Annotated in this window: 2 protein-coding genes and 1 pseudogene; all 3 read left to right on the forward strand. The window is 73.0% G+C overall.

What is annotated here, in order from left to right; genetic code table 11:
• A pseudogene (locus tag AB0N07_RS50975) lies at positions 1-111 on the forward strand (IS481 family transposase); the annotation flags it as partial.
• A 195-nt stretch (positions 112-306) separates the two neighbouring features.
• The gene (locus AB0N07_RS50980; protein ID WP_010079830.1) at positions 307-843 is read left to right on the forward strand and encodes a GNAT family protein; all 537 of its coding nucleotides are present in this window, start codon (positions 307-309) and stop codon (positions 841-843) included.
• Between the two features lie 49 nt (positions 844-892).
• Positions 893-1,438, forward strand: a 546-nt coding sequence (locus tag AB0N07_RS50985) for a DUF3375 family protein (RefSeq protein WP_365847815.1), incomplete at its 3' end; no start/stop codon positions are given.

Raw genomic sequence — 1,438 nt, forward strand, 5'->3', positions numbered from 1 at the left:
GCCGTACGGGCCGCCAAGCATGGACCCGGCGCGAAGGTGGGGTACACCTCCCTGCACTCGGCGATCGATGGGCACACCCGGCTGGCCTACACCGAAGCGTTGGAGGACGAGCGCCCCGCCGCCGTGAACGCGGCGATCCCGATTCAACGAGTGCGTCCCCTGCCGGCGTCCGCCGGCGAGAACCCGCCCGTGAGGGCCAACCAGGCTGCGGCACCGGTGGCGGCGTGCGATGCGCCCCTCCCCCAGCACGTCCCCCGGCACCCTCGCCTGGCCCCCGTCCCGGGTGCTCTCCTCTACGATGCAGTGATGACCACCACCCTCACCCTGCTGGACCCCGCCGGCCCGGACCGCGAGGCGCTCATCGCCCTCCTCACCGGGAACGCGTGGCCGTTCCACATGCGCCCGCACCCCAGCCGGGAGCAGGTCGACGCGGCCATCGACGACGGCGGCTGGGGCGACGAGGACAACCGCACCTTCTGGATCGAGCACGACGTGCACGGTCGCGTCGGCGTCGTGCGCCTCGAGGACCTCACCGACCCCACTCCCCTCTTCGACCTGCGCGTGGCCGAGCGGTTCCGCGGCCGAGGCCTCGGCGTCGAGATCCTCACCGCGCTGACCCGTCACGTGTTCGAGACGATGCCGGACGTCGACCGGTTCGAGGGCCAGACCCGCGAGGACAACTCGCCGATGCTCCGCACCTTCCAGCGGGCCGGCTGGGTCAAGGAGGCCCACTACCGGCGGGGCTGGCCCGTGGAGGGTGGGGAGCCGGTGGCCTCCGTGGCCTATGCGATGCTCCGCCAGGACTGGGAGAACGGCACGACGACGCCCGTGCCGTGGGAGTGAGGCTGCCGGCGAACGACCTGGACTGACACCCACCTGGAACACTGGTCCCATGTCCTCTCTCGCCCAGGCGCTCCGGGTCCACCGCCTCGTGCAGGACGACGTCGCCCTGCGCATGCTGCGCATGGACTCCCTGCCCCTCGTGGCCGGCGTCCTCGCCACCCATCTGGGCGCCCCGAACGCGAGCCTGCCCACGCACGAGCTGCATGACGCCCTCGACGCCGAGCTCGACACCCTGCGGGACCACCTGGACCTCTCGGGGCGGACAGCCAAGGCGTACTGCGAGGACTGGCGGCAGGCGGGACTGCTCGAGCGGCGCATCGCGGACGAGGCCCGCGAGGAGGTCTACGAGCTGACGCCGGCCGCGCGGCAGGGGCTCCGCGTCGTCGAGCAGCTCCTCGCACCGCGCGCGAGCGTCACCGAGTCCCGCCTCGTCTCCCTCCTCACCGCGCTCCATCAGCTGGCCCTCGAGACCGACCCGGACACCTCCCGCCGGCTGGCCGCCCTGCGGGCTGAGCAGCAGGCCCTGGCGGAGCGCATCGAGCGCATCGCCTCCGGTGAGGACACCGTGCTGGATGAGCGACGCGCGGTGGAGCGG

This window comes from Streptomyces sp. NPDC051172 (assembly GCF_040682555.1).
In the GTDB taxonomy this organism is placed as follows: Bacteria; Actinomycetota; Actinomycetes; order Streptomycetales; family Streptomycetaceae; genus Streptomyces.